Here is an 18806-nt window from a genome sequence, read left to right on the forward strand (position 1 = left end):
ATAATGAAAAAGGGTGAACCTCGGTTGAATAAGGTTCACCCTTTTTCATTTTAAAATGCAGTACCATTGAGTCATGGATCTGCTGAAAGACTTTAACGCTGTCGACCCTAGCCCGGTGATCCGCCGGCCGGACTACTCTGCGCTGCGCAAGGAACTGCCGCAGCTGGACTTCACATGCGATAAGCCTCTCCCCGATTCGGTAATCTCTTACCGCAATTACTATCGCCTCAATTTTGACGAAGCCTCCGGCACTGGTATCGGTACCTTCAAGGCCGCCGGGTTCGAGCTTGTCGCCCAGTACTGGAAAGTCGCCAAGCCAAAGGGCACCCTGTTTATCTGCCACGGTTATTTCGACCACACCGGGATCTACGGTGCCGCTATTCGCTTTGGCCTTGAGCGCCAGTTCAACGTGGTTGCGGTCGACTTTCCCGGGCATGGGTTGTCCAGTGGAGAGCCAGTGGCCATTGATACTTTTCTGCAATACCGGGAGGTGCTGGAAGCGCTGCTGCGCCGGGCGCGTGGAAAGGTGCCCGAGCCCTGGCATGGCATGGGCCAGAGTACCGGCGGCGCCACCCTGTTGAGCTATCTGCAGTTCAGCCTGTGGCAACCTTTCGACAAGATCATGTTGCTGGCGCCTTTGGTGCGTCCGGCCAACTGGCATCTGCGCAAGTGGATGTTCTACCTCGGTCGCTACCTGATGCCGCACCCCAGCCGCGGCTTCAATATCAATACCCACGACGCCGAGTTCGCACGCCGCCAGGCGCACCGGGATCCGTTGCAGTCCCCGGTGATGTCGATCCGATGGCTGGGTGCCATGGTGGACTGGCTGAAGGTATTCCCCAAAACCAACCGCAACCCCAGGCCGATTCTGGTGATCCAGGGAACCGATGATCAGACCGTTGACTGGCGCTACAACATGCGCGCGATTCACGGCCGCTTCCCCAACAGCAAACGGGTGATCGTGCGCGGCGCGCGCCACCAGATGATTAACGAGACCCAGCCTTACCGGCAGCAAATTCTCGCGGCACTGGATGAGTGGCTCGCAGAGCCCTGAAAACGCACTTTTCGCTTCAGGTCGTACGAGCCAGTTCAGATAGGCCAGTTAGATGAGCCAGTTAGAAGGGCTTGTTCCTCAACATCCGCCGCTTGCGCCGTTGCATCAGCGCATCCGCCGAGTAAAAGCCCAGTGCTGCCCACACAAAGATAAACGTGACCAGCTTGGCTTTGTCGAAGGGCTCGTTGTACAGCAGCACCGCGAGGAAAAACATCAGCGTGGGCCCGAGGTATTGCAGGAATCCGAGGGTGGAGAGGTTTAATCGGCGCGCGGCGATGTTAAACAACAGTAGCGGTGTCAGGGTTACCGGGCCGGCTAATAACAACAGGCCGTTAAACGCCATAGAGTTGTTCAGCAGGTTACTGGTTGGGCTTGTGGTCCACATCAGGAAGCCAACGGCCAGCGGCAGCATAAATAGGGTTTCCACGGTTAACCCGGTGAGGCTGTCTACCGGTGTTTTCTTGCGTACCAGTCCGTAAAAGCCAAACGTGAGTGCAACCCCCAGCGCCACCAGAGGCAGACTGCCAAACTGCCAAAGTTCGTAGCCAATCCCCAGTGTCGCCAGCGCCACGGCAATCCACTGCAGTGGGCGCAGCCTCTCTCCAAGTACCAGCACACCCAGCAAGACGCTGATCAGCGGGTTGATGTAGTAGCCGAGACTCGCGTCCAGCAGATGGTCGTTGACGATGGCCCAGATAAAGATCAGCCAGTTGGTTGTGATCAGCGCGGTGGAAACCATCAGCGCGAGCATGGTCTTGCGCGATGTAAGAACCGCTCTGAGCCCGCGCAGTTTACCCAGCGCCGCCAGCAGGATGAGTGCCAGGAGTAGCGACCAGATACTGCGGTGAGCAAGAATCTCCGGCGCAGACAGATCACCGAGTAATTTGAAGTAGAGTGGCGCAATGCCCCAGATGAGGTAGGCGCCCAGACCCGCCAGCAAGCCTGTGGCGGCGGAGTCGGTACTTTGGTTTTGTACGACCTGGTTTTGCAAGAGAAGTGGCCCTGGCTCGGAGACGGTGAAGCCCGTCGGCGTAATTGATTCGGGAAGACAGAAAGCAGGAAACCCGGTCGTCGCGTATCTGGATACACAACAACCGGGTTTTCAGAAGTCTAACAGACCGACAAGTAGCCTGTCAGAAATGGGCGCCGGGTATGAGCGCCGGGCATAGACGCAGGGTATCCGTTAGAAGAGCACGCGGCAGCGCAAAGTGCCGGGAATATTCTTCAGTTTTTCCAGCGCCAGGTCCGAGTACTCCGCGTCTACGTCGATCACCACATAGCCCACGGTCTCGTTGGTTTGCAGGAACTGGGCAGAGATGTTGATCCCGTTGTCGGAGAACACCTGGTTAATCGCGCCGAGTACGCCGGGCACATTCTTGTGGATGTGCAGCAGGCGATGCGCGCCTGCATGGCCGGGCAGGGCGACTTCCGGGAAGTTGACCGAGCTGGTGGTGGTACCGTTGTCGGAGTAGAGCGCGAGTTTATCGGACACTTCCACGCCGATATTTTCCTGCGCTTCCACGGTGGAGCCGCCCACATGCGGGGTGAGCAGGGCGTTGTCAATTCCGCGCAGGGGAGACAGGAATTCGTCGTCGTTACCGCGCGGTTCCACCGGGAATACGTCAATGGCAGTGCCGGCGAGGTGCCCGCTCTTCAGGGCTTCGGCCAGTGGCTCGATTTCCACCACGGTACCGCGGGAGGCATTTAGCAGGATCGCCCCTTTTTTCATCTTGGCGATCTGCTCAGCACCGATCATCCACTTGGTGGATGGCAGCTCCGGAACGTGCAGGGAGACCACGTCGGACTGGGCCAGCAGCTCGTCCAGGCTGTTGACCTGGCTGGCGTTACCCAGCGGCAGCTTGGTGACTACGTCAAAGAAGATTACGCGCATGCCGATGCCTTCGGCCAGCACAGAGGTCTGCGAGCCAATCGCGCCGTAGCCGATGATGCCCAGAGTCTTGCCACGGGCTTCATAAGAGCCCACCGCAGATTTTTGCCAGCCACCGCGGTGGCAGACCATGTTCTTTTCCGGGATACCGCGCAACAGCATGATTGCCTCGGCAATCACCAGTTCGGCTACGCTACGGGTATTGGAGTAAGGGGCGTTGAATACCGCGATGCCCAGATCGGTAGCGGCGTCCAGGTCCACCTGGTTGGTGCCGATGCAGAAACAACCCACGGCGATCAGCTTGTTGGCATTTTCCAGCACTTTGCGCGTCAGCTGGGTGCGGGAGCGAATCCCGACAAAGTGGGCGTCGGCGATCTTCTCGATCAGTTGGTCTTCCGGCAGAGCGGTCTTGATATATTCCACATTGGTGTAGCCACGGGAAGACAGCAGATCCACCGCAGACTGGTGGACGCCTTCCAGTAGCAGGATGCGGATTTTGTCTTTATTGAGAGACTGTTTTTTGTCGATACTGGGAGGAGCCATAACGGGTCTCTTGGCCGAGCGCGATATTGAGGTTACGCGAAAGGTTGTCGAAATATAGTTGGAGACCGCCGGGAACCCGGCGAGGGCGGCATCATAACACAAGGGCTTTACAAAGCTTTATACGCAATTTTTATCCTAGTTATCGAATTTGGTTATGTATAAACACACTTTCACCTGCAAAACTCCTGTCGACCTGCCCCTGGGCAAGATTGTGTGCGTCGGCCGCAACTACGCGGCCCATGCCGAGGAACTGGATAACCCGGTCCCGGAAGAGCCCATGCTGTTCATTAAACCAGCCACCGCCGCAGCCCCCATGGCCGAGCCGGTGCACTTGCCCCGTGGCCGGGGAAGCTGCCATTTCGAGGGCGAGCTGGCCTTGCTGATCGGCAAGCGACTGACGGACGCCAATGCCGCCGAGGTGCCGGGAGCCGTTGCAGGTCTGGGCCTGGCGTTGGACCTGACGCTGCGCGAGCTGCAGTCAGACCTGAAAAAACAGGGACATCCCTGGGAGAAAGCCAAGGGCTTCGACGGCGCCTGCCCACTGTCGCCGTTTGTGAAACTCGACTGGCTGCCGGACTGGGATAACCTCACCTATACCCTGTGGCTCAATGACGAGATCCGCCAGCGTGGCAAGTCCAACCATATGCTCACGCCGATTCTGGACCTGGTGGCCTACATCAGCAGTTACTTCACGCTGCTGCCCGGTGATGTGGTGTTGACCGGCACGCCTGCTGGAGTGGGGGAGCTGCAAGTCGGGGATAAAGTGGCGATGGGATTGGAGGAGGACTGGCTGCGGGCGGAGACTCTAGTAGTTTGAAAAAGCGTGGTTTGAATTAGTGCAAGCTAAGATTGTCCCATTTCAAAACCCCCACTAAGATGCGCACTTCTGTACTCAATCAGCGGGAAAAACGATGACAGATCTCAACAAAAAGACCACTGTCCGCATTCTCACCACCGGTGGCACCATCGAGAAGAGCTACTGCGAAGCCGAGGGCACCCTGAAAAATCGCGCCTCCATTATTCGCGACGGTCTGATCTCCAGCCTGCGCCTGCCCTATACCCATCTCGAGCTGGACAGTGTCCTCAACAAGGACTCCCTGGAGATGGATGATAGTGACCGCGACCAGATCTGTGCCGCCATCGCCAGTACCGCAGAGAAAGGTGACCCCATCGTGGTACTGCATGGCACTGATACCATGTCTGTCACTGCCGATTATTGCTACGGAAAGATGGGGGCTCCTAAAGTACCGGTGGTGTTCACTGGCGCGATGAAACCCATGGGCTTTATCGATTCAGACGCCCGCCAGAATGTTACCGAAGCACTGCTCACCGCACGGCTGGTAGAGCCGGGCTTCTATATTGCTTTCCACAACCGGGTGTTCCCGATCCCCGGCGCCCGAAAAAACCTCGAAACCGGTACCTTCGAGGCCATTTGATGGCCCGTTGAATCGCGCTAGCACGCGCTCTGCGGGATACCGTCCGCAGGCGCGTCGAGCCTTTGAAATCCCGTCGAAAAACCTACACAGTCGCAAGCTACACTGTTAACCTCTGCTTTCCTTTGATTTGTGATCACATTTTAGGTATAAACTGAATAATCCTTCAGTTTTGAATCGTATAGCAAGAATAGAGGTGTGCCATGGCAGAACAACAAACCCCGCAAACCCTGCAGGAATGGCAGGCGCTGGCCGCCGACCTGCAAATCGAGGGTCGCGCCTTCATCAACGGCGAATACGTTGATGCGCTCTCCGGCCAGACCCGCCCTGGCATCAATCCCGCCGATGGCAAGGAGCTGGCTCAGATCGCCAGTTGTGGCCCGGAAGATGCCGAGCGCGCGGTCAAAGTGGCCCGAGACACCTTCGAATCCGGCGTCTGGTCCCATATGCCGCCCATGGACCGCAAGAAGATCCTGGTGCGCTTTGCCGAGCTGATCGAAGAGAACAAGATTGAAATTGCGTTGCTGGAAAGTCTCGATGCCGGCAAGCCCATCAGCGACACCATGAACGTGGACGTACCCAGTGCGGTAACCACCATTCGCTGGAATGCCGAGGCGATCGACAAGATCTACGATGAGATCGCGCCTACCGGCCCGACCGAAATCGGCCTGATTACCCGTATGCCCCTGGGGGTGGTGGCGGCTATCGTGCCGTGGAATTTCCCGCTCTCCACCACCGCGTGGAAACTGGGCCCGGCGCTTGCCACGGGTAACAGCGTAATCCTGAAGCCGGCCTCCAATACCCCTCTCACCGCGATCAAATTGGCAGGGCTGGCTAAAGAAGCGGGCCTGCCGGATGGTGTGCTGAACGTATTGCCCGGACCGGGTAGCAGCCTGGGCAAGGCGCTTGGTCTGCATATGGATATCGACGGGCTGACCTTCACCGGCTCTACCGAAGTGGGCAAGACCCTCACCGAATACTCCGGCCAGTCCAACCTCAAGCGCACCTTCCTCGAGCTGGGTGGCAAGAGCCCGAACATCGTGTTTGCCGACGCAGACCTGGACAAGGCGGCAGAAGCCGCGGCGCTGGCAGTGTTTTACAACCAGGGTGAAACTTGTACTGCCGGTACCCGCCTGCTGGTGGAGAAGGGTATCGCCGATACCTTTATTGAAAAGGTGAAGAAAGCTTCCGAACGTTTCAGGCCGGGCCACCCGCAAGACCCGAACAGCGTGATGGGCGCGCTGATCGACCAGAGCCAGTTCGACACCGTTGAGTTCTACGTGGCCAAGGGGCTGGAGCAGGGCGCGCAACTGGTGTGCGGCGGCAAGCCCGCAGATGCCGTCGAAGGTGGTCACTACTACGAGCCCACCATCTTCAAGGGCGTGAACGGCGATATGACCATCGCGCGCGAGGAAATTTTCGGCCCGGTCCTGTCCGTGATTGAGTTCGAGACCGAAGAAGAGGCGCTGAAAATTGCCAACGACTCCATCTACGGTCTCGCCTCTGGCGTGTGGACCAAAGACATCAGCCGCGCCCATCGTATGGCCCGGGATATCCGCGCTGGATCCGTGTGGGTTAACAATTACTTCGGCGGCGACATCACCGTACCCTTCGGCGGCTTCAAACAGTCCGGCAACGGCCGAGACAAGTCGCTACATGCGCTGGATAAGTATTGTGAGCTGAAGTCCACCTGGATTGATATCAGCTGATAGCAGATTTGATTTGTCGGTATTTGACTCCATTTGGGCCGCCTTCGCGGCCCTTTTTTATTGCATTCAGCCTGCAGTCAGACACAGGTATGAATAATGGAAATGTGACCTGCTGCGAGCACCTTGATCGTTAGACGGTATACGATATTGCGCCCGCATCCGGGAAATAAATGACAGACAGGAGTAACCACTCATGCTGAAGAGCCTGACCAGTATATTTGTCGCAGTTGCCATCGCGGCACCTGCCGCCACGGTAATGGCCAAGCCGGACAAAGGCGGCGATTTACCTCCGGGCTTGCAAAAGAAGGTCGAGCGCGGTGGTGAACTGCCTCCCGGCTGGAAGAAGAAATTGCGCCCTGGCTACGTACTTGAGAATGAAATCTACCGCCACGCCGTAATAGTGAAGCCTGTGGACAGCCGCGGCCTGGTTACCGTGCGTATCGAAGGTGAATTAATTCGCCTCATGCATGCCACTCACGAGATTGTCGACATCCTTTCTCACTGATATTCGTCCGCCGGCATTGGCCACGAGTACCGGATTACGCTATACCTGCGGGTATACGTACGTTTGAGTATTTGGGCCAACCTGCCCGGGGAGATCATTCATGGGTGAATACCACCACGGCTTTTCCGTCAGCATCGAGCGCACGGGAGACGAGCGGGTTTTGATGTCGATGCACGTGCGCGGCAAGCTGGAGCATGAGGACTATGAAACCCTGGTTCCCATGCTGAAGTCCGCCATCGCAGGAATGGAGCACCCGGAGGTGGATGTGCTCTTCGATATGCGCGATCTCGAAGGCTGGGAAATCCGCGCAGCTTGGGATGACCTGAACCTGGGGCTCAAGCACGGGCGTCAGTTCAATAAGGTAGCCATGGTCGGCGACAAGCAGTGGCAGGACGTGGCAGCCAAGATCGGCACCTGGTTTATTGGTGGTGAAGCCAAGGTGTTTGACGACAAAGCGAAGGCCTTGGCCTGGCTGGCCTAATACGCATAAACTCCCCTTTCAAATAATTTCTATCGCGGCCTCTGCTCCACGGCAGGGGCCGTGTCTTGTCTGGCGCAATTGCGCAAATCGGGGATAGCTTAATGTTCGAATGGATCGCGAGCCCAGAAGCCTGGATTGCTCTTGCCACCCTGGCCGCCCTGGAAATTGTTCTGGGGATCGACAACATCATCTTTATTTCCATCCTGGTTGGCCGTCTACCGGAGAAGCAGCGGGAATCCGCACGCTTTATCGGTCTGGCGCTGGCCATGATCACACGACTGGCACTGCTGTTTTCCATTGCCTGGATCATTGGGCTTACCGAGCCCTGGTTTACCGTGTTCGGCGAGGAAATCTCCGGGCGCGATGTGATCCTCATTGGTGGCGGCCTGTTCCTGCTGTTCAAAGCAACCCATGAAATCCATGGCAGCCTGGAGGGTGTAGACGGCGAAACCTCCAGTACAAAGACGGCTACTTACGGCATGGTGCTGGCGCAGATCGCCATCCTGGATATCGTGTTTTCACTGGATTCGGTGATTACCGCGGTGGGACTGGTGGACCATATCTCGATTATGGCCATCGCCATTGTTCTGGCCGTTGCGGTCATGTTACTGGCGGCCAAGCCTATTGGGGATTTTGTGGATCGCCACCCCACCATCAAAATGCTGGCACTTTCGTTTTTAATTTTGGTGGGCGTGACCCTGATCATCGAGGGCTTCGATGTGCACGTACCCAAGGGCTATATCTACTTTGCCATGGCGTTCTCTGTTGCGGTGGAGATGCTCAATATCCGTATGCGCAGTAAAAAGGCCAAAGCCGTCAAACTGCACAAACCGATACGGGAAGCAGAATAGGCTTTCGGTTTCAGTTCGGATGGAAAAAGGGGGCGCTGCTATAAAAGCATCGCCCCTTTTTTTGTGTCCTTAAATTTCAAGTGAATTATTGGCAGAGGCTCCGGATACCGTGAGCCTCCTTTGCTGCATCCTTCCAAAGATACTCGTCGTCATCACCGAAGTAGTAATAGACGGAATCGTTCGGCAGGATCAGCACAGAGATGCCGCCGTAGCCAGACATAAAGGGCAGCCAGAGTGGACTGCTGCAACCACTCATATCGCTGCTTACTTCGTGGGCCCAGAATCCGTTGTTGTATTTGTAATCGGTGAGCGGCTCCAGGCCGCGGTCAGAGCCATCCCGTTGCAACGCGGCATCCAGCTGCCCCTGATGCAAAACGGTTTGGCTACCACCTGACAGGAAGGCCCCGATTTTGGCCACATCATCCCGCAGCCACATCAGTCCCCAGCCGGTAAACGGCTGCTGCACACCGTCGTAAGTGCGGCGGGTAAATTCCGCAGTGGGGCTGACGCCGAGTGGCGCGAGTACTTCATCGATAAGAATGTCAGTGAAAATATCGCTGCTGCCACCCTCGATACTCTTCACGTAGGCGTTCATGGCGGTGCCCAGAATGTAGGTGTCCGAGGTGTGATAGACCCAATTGGTGCCGGGCGTCGCTTTGCGTGGATACTCGGTGCAGCTGTAGTTGATCTTGCTGGTGTGGTCTTCCGGCAAGAACAGGTCGTTGGTATGGCTGGCTCCCTCGTCGCTCATGTAGCTGGCGAGCTTGTAATTGCCGGTGCCCATATCCAGCGCATTGCCAAAGGTTACGTCATTCCAGTTTCCGTTAGTGTTGCACTCACTAATGTAGCTCCCAATGGACTGATTGAAGGTGCCCGGATATTTCTGTTCCAGACGCATCAGCGTGCCTCCGGCGAATACCGATTTGGCGCTAGAGTAAGACGGAACCACCAGTGACTCGCAATAGGGGTAGGTGCCTTGACGCGTGCTGCAGCCGCCCACGTAGTGAGTGCCATCGATAACAAAACCGACCAGGGAAATTGCCATTGGATCCTTGCCATTTGGCGTAGCAAATGCGGTGTAATCGGTGCCCGGGTAGTCTTGTGCCAGTGCACTCAGCGGCTTGCTTGGCATACGCGCGGCAACTTCCGCCTGGTAATCACTGACCAGGGTTGCGCTGTTATTGACGGACTGCGGTGTGTAGCTGGCGGAGAGCTGCCCCCACATATCAAACTGATAATACAGGCAGGTTTCGCTGGCGATCTGGTAGGCCACATCGGAGACTGAACCATCGTCCTTGAACAGGAAAGTCATCACCCCATTGTGCATACAGTTGGCGTTCTTCTGTTGTAGCGCAAAAGGCAGGGCAACGCGACTGTAGCCGGCATCCGCATTTTCATTCCATACGCGTCCCGGTGTCAGAACGTACTCCCATTCCGGATGTGTGCTTGCAATTGAGCCGCGTTCCCTGGGCACAATGTGACTACCCGTCTGCACAAATTCGAAGTCGAATTCCGGCAGGTGCTTGCGTGTCGTATCCTGGGAGCCGGTGTAGCGGAAAGTGTCCTTGTGCTCATCGAAAGCGCCACCAGTGGCTTCACTGAAAAGCTCAAGCACACCTTCAAACTGGTTGGTCGGCATGGCCGCATCGGTTGGAAGGGCGTAGTGGGAAAAGTTCACAAGGTTGCCCGGGTCGCTGCCATTGATCAGGGTAGTCATTGTCAGCGCAGAGCGGGAAACATTGCCGCTACCTGTTAGCGGATCAAAATCTTCCACGCTACCGCCGCCCTCGCTGGACGAACCGCTGAGGGTAATGGTGATATTGGGCTCGTCCGGGTCGTTGGACGTCAGCATGATAGAACTGTTGAAACTGCCTTCGACCGCAGGCGCGAATTCAATGGAAATTGCACAGCTTCCGCCTGCGGGTACGGTGCCGCAGTTGTTGCTCGTAATACTGAAAGGTACCGAGGGTGCGCTGGTATTACCAACAACCAGTGCCGCGGAACCCTGGTTATAAACCGTAAGTATCTGTGTGCTGCTATTGCCGGGTGAAATATTCGCAAAGGTTACACTCCCCGGCGCACTGATATCGGGGTCGGTGGGTGCCCCGCCCGTGCCCGTGACCAGTGCCTGATGGCCGTAACAGTAGTCGCCTATCGTTGACCCGGTGCCGCGAAAGCGGAGTCGCACATCGGTGTTGTTGTCGATGCCCGAAGGCGAGACGTTTGCATTGAACTGGGTACCGTTGTCGTCACCGTTGGCAACGGTCACTGCTGTGGCCCAATTGCTGCCGCCATCCGTGGAAATTTCCCCGTAGCAGAATTCGTTGTTTTCCAGGGAGCCGGCCGACAGAGTGAGCGATACAGAAACGGAAGTGTATCCTGCGGTGGATAGCGTACGGGTTGCGGTGGACCCACCGCGTAAACGGATGGTGCCGTTTTGCGCGTCGACATTTCCGCTTGCACTCCAGTCGGCGATGTTGCCACTAGCGAAACTGTCCGAATAAATGGTTTCGGCATTAGTGCTGGCAGAGGCAGCGACACTCAACAATAGAATAGTAGCCGCGAGTCGTGCCCGAGGCCGTTGGTATCTCGATTTCATATCCGCACCTTTATTTTTTATGAGCTGGGGCTGCCCCTGTGTGAGTACAGTTGCATGGGAGTAACATGAACTTTTGCCGTGAAATCCTGTAGGGCCAGCTCTAACGGGTACGTAGTGCCAGTGGAAAATTATTTTTAAAACATTTTTCAAGCACAAAAAAGGCGGGCCCGACACCGGGCCCGCCGAAGTGCGATTGCGCAGGAGTAAACTGTTTACTGGCAGGCGCTCTGTATCTGGTGCGCCTCCTGTATGGCTTCGAGCCAATAGTAGGTGTCGTTGTCGCTGAAGTAGTAATACACGCTGTCATTGGGTAGCAGTACCACGGTGATGCCCCCGTAGCCGGACAGGAATGGAATCCATTGGGCCCCGCTGCAGCCGCTCAGGTTGCCAGCCACATTGTGTGCCCAGAAACCGTTGTTGTAGCGGTAGTCGGTCAGCGGCACGGTGCCGACATCGGCGCTGTTGCGCTGCAGCGCCGCGTCGAGCTGGTTGCTGTCGAGCATTACCTGTCCATTGATCTCGCCATCGTCGACGCCAACAAAGCTGGCAATTTTTGCCACATCATCTGGCAGCCACATCAGGCCCCAGCCGGTAAAGGGCTGCTCCACCGAGTCGTAGGTACGACGGGTGTACTGGCCGGTAGGACTGACCCCGATCGGCTCCCACAAGTCCGCAACGATAGTGTCCGCAAAAATATCCGCGCTGCTACCCTGCTGGCCCTGCAGGTAATCGTTCATATGGGTGCCGGCGATGTAGGTGTCCGAAGTGTGATATACCCACTGGCTACCCGGTGTTGCCTTGCGTGAATACTGGCCGCAGCTGTAACTGATTTTGCTGCTGTGGCTATCGCTGAGGAAAAGGTTGTCGGTATGGGATGCGCCCTCATCTGCCATGTAGGTTGCGTCGCCATAATTCCCCGTTGCCATATCCAGCAGGTTGTTCAGCGTCACGTCGGACCAGTTGCCATTGCTGTTGCACGCGGGAACATGGCTCGCCACCGAAGTATTGCGCACGCCGGGATAAAGATTTTCCAGACGCATCATCGCTACCCCGCCAAAGAAGGATTTGGCCGAGGAGTAAGACGGCACCACTATGGAATCGCAGTAGGGGTAGTTACCAGAGCGAGTGACGCAATCGCCTCGATAGTGAATACCACCGTAGATAAATCCGGCGATGGATACGTGGTTCGCATCGGTGCTGTTAGGCGCCTCAAATGCGGAAACATCGGTGCCGGGATAATCCGCGCTGAGTGCCGACAGTGATTTGGTCGGCATCCGATTGGCGATTTCTTCCTGGTATTTCTGTATCAGCAGGTTCTGGTTGGCAATGGTTTCCGGTGTGTAAGTGGCGCTGGGCAGGCCCCACCAGTCGGCCTTAAAGTACAGGCAGGTTTCACTGCTGATCTGGTAAGCCACCTTGGAGGTGGAACCGTCTTCCTTGAACAGGAATGTCATCACCCCGTTATGCATGCAGTTGGCATTGCGTTGTTGTAGCGCAAAGGGAATCGCTGCGCGGCTGTAGCCGTTATCGCCACTTTCCCGCCATACGCGACCCGGCGTCAATACATACTCCCAGTTTGGGTGTGTGCTGGCTATGGATCCGCGCTCGAGTGGAAAAATGTGGCTGCCCGTCTGAATAAACTGGAATGAAAATTCCGGCAGATGTTTACGTGTGTTGTCGCCACTGCCGGTGTAGTTGTAGGTGTCTTTTATTTCAGAAAAACTGCCGCTGGTGGCTTCGTTATTTAACGTGAGGCGTCCCGCAAAAGCGTTCTGTGGATGCGCGGCATTTTGTGGTACCGCGTAGGCAGAAAGATTGACACGGCTGCCGGGATCGCTTCCATTCATTAATGTGGTGTAGGTCAGCAGGCTGCGAGAAACGTTACCATTTCCGGTCAGTTCGTCGTAATAGTCGTCGTTGCTCCCACCGCCACTGCTGCTGCCGCTCCCGGTATCCACGTCTCCGGTAACCAGGATGTTGTCACCGTAGCAGTAGTCGTAATAGTCGCTGCCACCATTGCGATAACGGATCATCAGCTGGGGCTTGTTATCTGCGTCAATGGCCACGCTATTTGCCGAGTACAGGGCACTGTTGTCCTGCCCGTTGAAAAGGGTAATCGCATTGACCCAAGAAATACCGCCATTGTTGGATACTTCCGCGATACATCTTTCTCCGTATTCCAGGGAGTGGGCAGAGATATCCAGAGAGATATTCACATTAACGTACCCGGAAGTGGACAGTGAATAGGTAGCACTGGCTGTGCCTCCCCGCAGTCCGATCGAGTAGTTACCGTAGTAAGCATTGGTGTAAACGGTTCCGGTGGTGCTCCAACCGCTGATGTTTCCGTCCTGAAAGTCTTCATCCAGCAGCGTGCTGGCTTGCAGCCCCGGTGTTGCGCAAGCACTGAGTACTGCCGCCAAGCTGAGGTGTCGCATCATCTTCATTGTTTTGGGTCGCACGGGTTGGGTGGGTTGCTATCGCGTGCGTGACCGGGATATCTAGCCCACGCGCGACCTGAGAATGCCTGTTCAGGTTCTCGTAATACCCGACTTCCACATAGCGCCACCTGCGAAGTTGTCATAGGACCAGTCGCGGGATTTACAGGAAGTTGCCGCACAAAATTTGAACAGATTCGATATGTATCACCGTTTGTGAGACATTAATCGCACCACAAATGCGAAATTGAGGTGTAAAAGATGACTGCTTTGCCAGGTATGGAAACAGGGCTGCTGACTGGCCGGGGAATATTTCGTGCCCTCAGTAAATTGGTTGGCAGTTTATTTATCGTCACGCTAGTTGCTGCCTGTGGAGACAAGCATGCGGTAGATGAGTCCGTGACATCTTCAGTAGCGGAGGAGGCGCAGGTGTCTGCGGCCGACACGGTGGCGGATGAGGAGCTTCCCCCTGCCTTTGAAAACTATATTGAGCGCGGCGACCTCGATGCGATTTCGACGCGCGGAACTTTGCGTCTGCTGGCGCCTCGTGGGCTGGAAGAGGAGTCCCTGCCACGTGACGGCCTTCCCACCGGAGAGTGGCGCGCGCTGGCCGAGAAGTTTGCACAAAAGCGCGGCCTGCAACCACAGTGGGTGTATGTGGATGACTTTGCGCAGTTGATTCCCGCATTGATCGAAGGGCGGGGTGATGTAATCGCAGTAAATTTTTCCCGTACCCGTGAGCGCGCGATGCAGGTGGCATTCACACGGCCGCTGGAATACGTACAGGAACAGCTAATCACCCGTCGGCAAGGTGGAGAAAAATCAGAGTTAAAAGTGGCACTGCGCAATGGCAGTGCCTTTGCTGAAACCCTGGCACAGCAATCCACCGAGTCCCGTATGTTGATGCCGAGTTTTCTGGATGGTCCGGTTACCCAGGATGAGTTACTCGAAGGCGTGGTGAAAGGGGTATTCGATGCGACCGTAATCGACAGCAATCTGGCGGAGGTCCTGCTTGTGGATTACCCGTCGCTTCAGGCCGAAAACCTGCGCGATAGTCGTCGTGCCATTGCATGGGCGGTGCGCCGCGACAGTAAAAAGCTCGAGCGTGCGTTAAATGAATACTTCACCGAAGAGCACTTGATCGCAGCACAGCGACGTACCAGTGCCCTGCGAGACTGGGAGCAGATAAAACAAACCCGCACCCTGCGCGTGCTCACGCGTAATCACCCCGCTTCCTACTTTATGTGGCGCGGAGAGTTGATGGGGTTTGATTACGATCTACTGAAACGCTTCGCCAAGGACCACGGTCTGCGCTTGAGTATGGTGGTCCCGGGGCCGGATGTGGACCTGGCAGATGCTTTGGCGGCAGGCCAGGGCGACCTGATTGCTGCGTCCCTGACTGTTACTGAAACACGTAAGCAGCAGGGTCTGGTGTTTACCCGCCCCTATATGCAGGTGACAGAACAGCTGATTACGGCTGCGAAGGAAGGCATTACTACCGACACCATACCGGTAGCGCAGCGCCTGCAGGGCGCGTCTGTTGCAGTGAACCCGCTGAGTAGTTACTACACCAATCTGGTTAGCTTGGCAGATACCAGTGCATCCTCGGTCGATGTACTGGCCGTCGCTGGCGCTACCACCGAACAACTGATCGATGCCGTGGCGGAAGGGCGTTACGACTACACGGTGGCGGATTCCCATCTGGTGCAGATCGAACAGACCTACCGGGATGACTTCGCCGTGCTCGGGGATATTTCCGGCGAGCGCGATATTGCCTGGGCGGTACGCGGCGACCAGCCGGAACTGCTGGGACAATTAAACGGCTTCCTGAACAAGTACTACCGCGGGCTGTTTTTCAACGTGACTTACAATAAGTATTTCCGCGAAGAAAAACGCCTGAAGAAAAAGCAGCGCGAGCGCCTGCGTGACACCAGTAGTTTATCTCCCTACGACCCCCTGGTGCGCAAGCACGCGGTGCCAGCCGACAGGGACTGGCGCATGGTGGTGTCACAGATGTACCAGGAGAGTCGCTTCAACCCCAAGGCGCGGTCATTTGCCGGCGCCCGCGGCCTGATGCAGGTAATGCCGCGCACGGCGCGCCAGATGGGCATCGCCGGGCTTTACGAGCCGGAAAATGGCATCCGTGCAGGTGTGGCCTACATGGGCTGGCTTGAAGAGCGCTTCCCGCGAACCTTGCCCTTTGACCAAAAAATTTATTTTACCCTCGCCGCCTACAATGCGGGTCACGGCCACGTGCGGGATGCACGGGTACTGGCAGAGCAATTGGGCAAGGATCCCAACCGCTGGTTCAATAATGTGGAAGACGCCATGCTGCTGCTGTCGCAGCCGGAGTACTACAAAAAGGCGCGCTTCGGTTATGTGCGTGGACGAGAGCCGGTGCATTATGTGCGGGAAATCCGCGACCGTTACTTCGGTTATCTATCCGTCGCGCGACAGGAAAGATTGCCGGACCAAGCACCGTAAAACTTGGGTTGTCACTTCACAAGGGCCGCGCATTGGAAAGTGTCGAGATGTCCACAAGGTCGTATTAAACCGGTGATATTCTCAGGACCCTTTACCACTAGTGTCGGGTTCCTTGCTTGCCTGAGAAAGGCTGCGTTTGCTCTGCAACTCATATACCCGGCGCAAATTGTTTTCGGCCGCTGTGTTGCTACTGTCCAGTGCTAGCGCCTGGGTATAGCTGAACTCTGCCAGTTCCAGATTGCCTGATTTGCGGTGCACGTAGCCCAGGCTGTTCCACAACAGGCTGGTATTTGGTGTCAGCGTCAATGCCTCATTCAGCAGTGCCAGGGCCTCGTCAAGCTGCTGCGCTTTCACCATCTCTAGCGCCCGGTTGTTCAGGTACAGGGATTGGACTGTGGCGTCTGCCAGTTTTTCATGATGGTAGTTGAAGCGCGGTTCGAAATTGAATTCGAATACCCGTGTGGTCCAGCCAAGCGAGACTTCCGCATTGATATGCAGAACGTCCTGCACCAGCAATTGGCCTTTTCCCCTGGTAACGGCGCGGCGCTCCATGGGTGCATATACCTGATTGAAGTGCGCCTCCAGCCCGACCTCCCGCGCCAGCGCCACAACAAGGGCTGCGAATGAAATGCAGTTCCCGCGCCGCATTGCAAACGCCTCCGCGGCGGTGGTGGTAGTGTCCAGGTCGTATTCCAGCTCGAAGCGCTCCATCTTCAGGGTGCGCAGGATACGGCGGAATCGCTTCTTCGGATTCAGCGATGGATCAATGGTGTCGACAAACGCTTTCATTTCCGGGCTGAGAGCCAGTAGCTGGCCCGCATTGTTGGTAGTGCGGCTGCTGATGCTACTGTCATTGCCTGGGCCAGGTGCGCCGGCGATTTTCTCGCCGGCCATCGCCTCAGTACGTGTGGCAAAAGCGGTATCCAGTAGTGCTTCGACATCCTTGTCCGGCATCACTGTGGGTTGATGCAGCTTGCTGCTAGCACAGCCAAGCTGAATCATTGTTATCAATATCACTACCCATCGCATCGGAATATCCTCCTGTTGATGGGCATATGGACGCACAAAAGAACTGCGTTGGTTGCGATCTATCGATGAAGGTGCTGTATTGTGCGGTGAGAGGAAATGATGACCGGCGTCTCTGCGACGGGGCGAAGGCAGGGCGGCGACGAGTGGATATTGGATCCTGGTCGAAAAAGGGGCTGCTACAGGCGCAGGGGCTGGAAGTCGCGTGTGTTGGCGGGGAGGTAGGTAAGGTGTTCTTTGCGTATGCCACCCCGCGGCACAGTGTCAGCGGGGTGGCTTGCTCTTGAAGGTCAGTTGCTGGGGAACGAGAACTGTGCACCTTCACGTACGCCGCTGGACGGCCAGCGCTGGGTGATGGTCTTACGGTTAGTGTAGAAGCGTACACCGTCAGGACCGTAAGCACTCAGGCAACCAAACAGGGAGCGCTTCCAGCCACCAAAGCTGTGGTAGGCCACCGGTACCGGCAGGGGTACGTTGATGCCGACCATGCCCACCAGGATGTTGTCGCTGAAGTAGCGGGCTGCCTCGCCGTCACGGGTGAAGATGCAAGTGCCGTTGCCATATTCGTGATCATTGATCATCTGCATGGCTTCTTCCATGCTCTTGGCACGTACTACCAACAGTACCGGGCCGAAGATTTCCTCTTCATAGCAGGTCATGCCCTTCTTCACATTGTCGATCAGCGTGCCGCCGACAAAGAAGCCATTCTCATAGCCATTTACCTGCGGATTGCGACCGTCCACAACAATGGTTGCGCCCTGTTCCTCGGCGCTGGCGATGTAGCCGTTCACCTTGTTTTTGTGTGCTTCGGTAATCACCGGGCCGAAATCGTTGCTGCTGTCGGTATACGCACCGACTTTCAGCTTCTGCATTTCGCCAGTCATCTTTTCGATAAAAGTGTCCGCGGCCTCGTCGCCCACACAGACGGCAACAGACAGAGCCATGCAGCGCTCGCCGGAGGAGCCGAAGGCGGCACCGGTCAGCGCAGCGACGGCGTTATCCATGTCGGCATCGGGCATGATGATGGCGTGGTTCTTGGCACCGCCGAGTGCCTGGCAGCGTTTGCCGTGAGCGCTGGCAGTGGAGTAAACATACTCTGCAATCGGCGTGGAACCTACGAAGCTGACAGCCTGGACTTCCGGTGCGGTTAGCAGGGTGTCCACGGCAATTTTGTCGCCATTAACCACGTTCAGTACGCCATTCGGCAGGCCGGCTTCCTGCAGCAGCTGAGCCAGGTAAATAGCGGCGGACGGATCACGCTCGGACGGTTTCAGCACGAACGTGTTGCCGCACACGATCGCCAGCGGGAACATCCACAGCGGTACCATGGCCGGGAAATTGAACGGGGTGATACCTGCAACGACGCCCAGCGGCTGCATTTCACTCCAGGAATCGATGTTGGGGCCCACATTGCGACTGTGCTCGCCTTTCAGCATCTGTGGTGCGTAGCAGGCGAAATCCACGTTCTCGATACCACGGGTCAGTTCACCCATGGCGTCGTGGGAAATTTTGCCATGCTCCTCGCCGATCATCGCGCAGATCTGTTCGGCGTTTTCCTCTAGCAGCTGCTTGAATTTGAACATGACCTTGGCGCGCTTAGCCGGCGGTGTGTCACGCCAGGCCGGGAAAGCGGCCGCTGCTGCGGCGATCGCTTCTTCGACGGTTTCCTTGGCAGCGATGGCGACCTGCTTGGTCGCTTTACCGGTAGCCGGGTTGAATACGTCCTGGGTGCGCTCGGCAGCCTCTGTTACCTGGCCGTTAATGTAGTGACCCACAGTCTTCATGGAAGAACCTCTCT

Annotated in this window: 14 protein-coding genes; 8 read left to right on the forward strand and 6 right to left on the reverse strand. The window is 56.6% G+C overall.

What is annotated here, in order from left to right; translation table 11 throughout:
• Positions 1 to 73 precede the first annotated feature (73 nt).
• Entirely contained in the window at positions 74 to 1054 is a 981-nt protein-coding gene (locus LC059_RS10295; protein ID WP_226703765.1) for an alpha/beta hydrolase, read from the forward strand.
• A gap of 61 nt (positions 1055 to 1115) precedes the next feature.
• Here LC059_RS10295 and rarD read toward each other — a convergent pair whose 3' ends face one another.
• On the reverse strand, positions 1116 to 2045 hold the full coding sequence (rarD, locus tag LC059_RS10300) for an EamA family transporter RarD (RefSeq protein ID WP_226703766.1): 930 nt from the start codon (positions 2043 to 2045) through the stop codon (positions 1116 to 1118).
• Positions 2046 to 2237: 192 nt separating this feature from the next.
• Entirely contained in the window at positions 2238 to 3485 is a 1248-nt protein-coding gene (serA, locus tag LC059_RS10305; RefSeq protein WP_226703767.1) for a phosphoglycerate dehydrogenase, read from the reverse strand.
• Positions 3486 to 3639: 154 nt separating this feature from the next.
• On the opposite strand from serA, the gene LC059_RS10310 reads away from it, so the two are divergent.
• From LC059_RS10310 to LC059_RS10335, 6 genes are all read left to right on the forward strand, one after another.
• Positions 3640 to 4302, forward strand: coding sequence for a fumarylacetoacetate hydrolase family protein (locus LC059_RS10310; RefSeq protein WP_226703768.1), 663 nt, complete (start codon positions 3640 to 3642; stop codon positions 4300 to 4302).
• A 94-nt stretch (positions 4303 to 4396) separates the two neighbouring features.
• Positions 4397 to 4921, forward strand: a complete 525-nt coding sequence (locus LC059_RS10315) for an asparaginase domain-containing protein (protein WP_226703769.1) — start codon at positions 4397 to 4399, stop codon at positions 4919 to 4921.
• 200 nt (positions 4922 to 5121) lie between these two features.
• Complete coding sequence (locus tag LC059_RS10320; RefSeq protein ID WP_226703770.1) at positions 5122 to 6627, forward strand: aldehyde dehydrogenase; 1506 nt, start codon at positions 5122 to 5124, stop codon at positions 6625 to 6627.
• Positions 6628 to 6820: 193 nt separating this feature from the next.
• Positions 6821 to 7132 (forward strand): hypothetical protein, encoded by a 312-nt coding sequence (locus tag LC059_RS10325; protein WP_226703771.1) that lies wholly within the window; start codon positions 6821 to 6823, stop codon positions 7130 to 7132.
• Positions 7133 to 7232: 100 nt separating this feature from the next.
• Positions 7233 to 7613 (forward strand): STAS/SEC14 domain-containing protein, encoded by a 381-nt coding sequence (locus LC059_RS10330; protein ID WP_226703772.1) that lies wholly within the window; start codon positions 7233 to 7235, stop codon positions 7611 to 7613.
• Positions 7614 to 7714: 101 nt separating this feature from the next.
• Positions 7715 to 8464: a TerC family protein gene (locus tag LC059_RS10335; RefSeq protein ID WP_226703773.1), complete on the forward strand. Its 750-nt coding sequence runs from the start codon at positions 7715 to 7717 to the stop codon at positions 8462 to 8464.
• Positions 8465 to 8549: 85 nt separating this feature from the next.
• Here LC059_RS10335 and LC059_RS10340 read toward each other — a convergent pair whose 3' ends face one another.
• Both LC059_RS10340 and LC059_RS10345 read right to left on the reverse strand, forming a co-directional pair.
• Positions 8550 to 11063 carry a choice-of-anchor D domain-containing protein gene (locus LC059_RS10340; RefSeq protein ID WP_226703774.1) on the reverse strand — a complete coding sequence of 838 codons (2514 nt, stop codon included), beginning with the start codon at positions 11061 to 11063 and terminating at the stop codon, positions 8550 to 8552.
• A gap of 212 nt (positions 11064 to 11275) precedes the next feature.
• Positions 11276 to 13501 (reverse strand): hypothetical protein, encoded by a 2226-nt coding sequence (locus LC059_RS10345; protein ID WP_226703775.1) that lies wholly within the window; start codon positions 13499 to 13501, stop codon positions 11276 to 11278.
• A gap of 258 nt (positions 13502 to 13759) precedes the next feature.
• On the opposite strand from LC059_RS10345, the gene LC059_RS10350 reads away from it, so the two are divergent.
• The gene (locus LC059_RS10350; RefSeq protein ID WP_226703776.1) at positions 13760 to 15982 is read left to right on the forward strand and encodes a transporter substrate-binding domain-containing protein; all 2223 of its coding nucleotides are present in this window, start codon (positions 13760 to 13762) and stop codon (positions 15980 to 15982) included.
• A gap of 81 nt (positions 15983 to 16063) precedes the next feature.
• Here LC059_RS10350 and LC059_RS10355 read toward each other — a convergent pair whose 3' ends face one another.
• Entirely contained in the window at positions 16064 to 17011 is a 948-nt protein-coding gene (locus LC059_RS10355; RefSeq protein WP_226703777.1) for a transglutaminase domain-containing protein, read from the reverse strand.
• Between the two features lie 287 nt (positions 17012 to 17298).
• Entirely contained in the window at positions 17299 to 18792 is a 1494-nt protein-coding gene (locus LC059_RS10360; RefSeq protein ID WP_226703778.1) for a CoA-acylating methylmalonate-semialdehyde dehydrogenase, read from the reverse strand.
• Positions 18793 to 18806 lie beyond the last annotated feature (14 nt).

Origin of the sequence: Microbulbifer elongatus, from assembly GCF_020524885.1 — a bacterium.
GTDB classification, from domain to species: domain Bacteria; phylum Pseudomonadota; class Gammaproteobacteria; order Pseudomonadales; family Cellvibrionaceae; genus Microbulbifer; species Microbulbifer elongatus_A.

Bases quoted from the DNA above. Each gene is read 5' to 3' on its own strand.
- LC059_RS10325 (WP_226703771.1), top strand. From the start codon at position 6,821: ATGCTGAAGAGCCTGACCAGTATATTTGTCGCAGTTGCCATCGCGGCA.
- LC059_RS10335 (WP_226703773.1), top strand. From the start codon at position 7,715: ATGTTCGAATGGATCGCGAGCCCAGAAGCCTGGATTGCTCTTGCCACC.
- LC059_RS10350 (WP_226703776.1), top strand. From the start codon at position 13,760: ATGACTGCTTTGCCAGGTATGGAAACAGGGCTGCTGACTGGCCGGGGA.
- LC059_RS10345 (WP_226703775.1), bottom strand. From the start codon at position 13,501: ATGATGCGACACCTCAGCTTGGCGGCAGTACTCAGTGCTTGCGCAACA.
- serA (WP_226703767.1), bottom strand. From the start codon at position 3,485: ATGGCTCCTCCCAGTATCGACAAAAAACAGTCTCTCAATAAAGACAAA.
- LC059_RS10315 (WP_226703769.1), top strand. From the start codon at position 4,397: ATGACAGATCTCAACAAAAAGACCACTGTCCGCATTCTCACCACCGGT.
- LC059_RS10295 (WP_226703765.1), top strand. From the start codon at position 74: ATGGATCTGCTGAAAGACTTTAACGCTGTCGACCCTAGCCCGGTGATC.
- LC059_RS10310 (WP_226703768.1), top strand. From the start codon at position 3,640: ATGTATAAACACACTTTCACCTGCAAAACTCCTGTCGACCTGCCCCTG.
- LC059_RS10355 (WP_226703777.1), bottom strand. From the start codon at position 17,011: ATGCGATGGGTAGTGATATTGATAACAATGATTCAGCTTGGCTGTGCT.
- LC059_RS10320 (WP_226703770.1), top strand. From the start codon at position 5,122: ATGGCAGAACAACAAACCCCGCAAACCCTGCAGGAATGGCAGGCGCTG.
- LC059_RS10340 (WP_226703774.1), bottom strand. From the start codon at position 11,063: ATGAAATCGAGATACCAACGGCCTCGGGCACGACTCGCGGCTACTATT.
- LC059_RS10360 (WP_226703778.1), bottom strand. From the start codon at position 18,792: ATGAAGACTGTGGGTCACTACATTAACGGCCAGGTAACAGAGGCTGCC.
- LC059_RS10330 (WP_226703772.1), top strand. From the start codon at position 7,233: ATGGGTGAATACCACCACGGCTTTTCCGTCAGCATCGAGCGCACGGGA.